This is a genomic window from Ruegeria sp. YTSC325 (genome assembly GCF_059609525.1).
In genome coordinates this window covers 1-1,261 of the sequence record NZ_JBXWLY010000038.1, presented here as the reverse complement: position 1 = coordinate 1,261, position 1,261 = coordinate 1, and the positions used below count along the sequence as shown (strand labels likewise).

Annotated in this window: 1 protein-coding gene; it reads left to right on the top strand. The window is 46.9% G+C overall.

Annotated elements, in window-relative coordinates; translation table 11 throughout:
• Positions 1-84: 84 nt before the first annotated feature.
• Positions 85-915: a glutathione S-transferase family protein gene (locus AC2FF7_RS22135; protein WP_353391525.1), complete on the top strand. Its 831-nt coding sequence runs from the start codon at positions 85-87 to the stop codon at positions 913-915.
• Positions 916-1,261: the final 346 nt, after the last annotated feature.

Sequence of the window (1,261 nt, the reverse complement as noted above, 5' to 3'; positions counted from 1 at the left end):
TTTTTCTTTGTGTCCAACAATCCTTAGCCTATTCTGGCAACAACACGACGTGACCTTCATCGGCTCTCCACTGGATTAATCAATATGGCAAAGCATACCGTCTATCATATCCCTGTATGCCCCTTTTCTCAGCGTCTTGAGATTCTGTTGGCACTTCGAGGTCTGCAAGATGCAGTTGAATTCCGCGTCGTGGACATCACGAAACCTCGCGATCCAGAGCTTCTAAGAAAAACACGAGGAACAACGGCGCTTCCAGTTCTCGAAACCGCAGAAGGTCAGATTGTAAAGGAAAGTCTGGTTATTCTTCGTTACCTTGATGAAGTACTTGAGGGGCCAAAACTGCGGCGCTCTGACCCCGGCGAACATGCAGTGGAGTCTATGTTGATTGCCAAGGAGGGTCCATTCACGATGGCAGGCTATGTCTATGTCATGAACCAGGACCAAGGGCAGAAAGATGCGCACAACGAAAAGCTGCTTGCACTGTACCGCGATCTCAACGACTTCCTGCTTGCCCACAATCCGGACGGGGTATTCTTATTTGATGAATTCGGATTAGCAGAGGCGGTTTTTACGCCGGTATTCAAGCGTTTTTGGTTTCTTGACTACTATGAGGATTTCGAATTGCCGATTGGCGACGATTATGCCCGTGTCAAAAAATGGAGAGCTGCCTGTTTGAAACACGCAGCGACTGATCAGGTGACGGAAGAAGAGATTCTTAAACTATATTATGATTACGCACTGGGCGCAGGGAACGGTGCATTGGTGGACGGTCGAAAAATGTCCAGCTTCACGTTTGAACCACATTGGAAAACCAGACCTATGCCTCCGCGGGACAAGTATTCTGGATCGGTTTCAGACGAAGAACTTGGTTTGGTTGTCGCCAATGCGGGACTAGGACCAGCCCGCACAAATTAGGCTTACCTAAATCCAACCTCCTGATGGCATTCATCACGGGTGAAAGCTCGCCCTATGCAATCGGCTTCAGGAGGTTGGAAAGAACTCTACAAATCACTTTTTGCCTGCAGATCAAACGGAAGTTTCGTTAATGAAGCGAAAGTGGAGCGGCAAAGTTTTTGGATTTTCTCAAAGTAATGTATGATCTCAAATTGTTGGGACTTTAAAAGAGTATTTTATTGTTGACCGGTTCACACCCAACGTTGGGGGGACAAATTATGCATAAACTAATCATAGCTATTTCAGCTATTTCTTTTCCGTTTGCGGCGATGTCCGAACCGAGTTTGGAACGTGGTGAATACCTCGT

What these genes read in the sequence shown, in the direction of transcription:
- AC2FF7_RS22135 (WP_353391525.1), top strand. Translation starts at nt 85, where the DNA reads ATGGCAAAGCATACCGTCTATCATATCCCTGTATGCCCCTTTTCTCAG.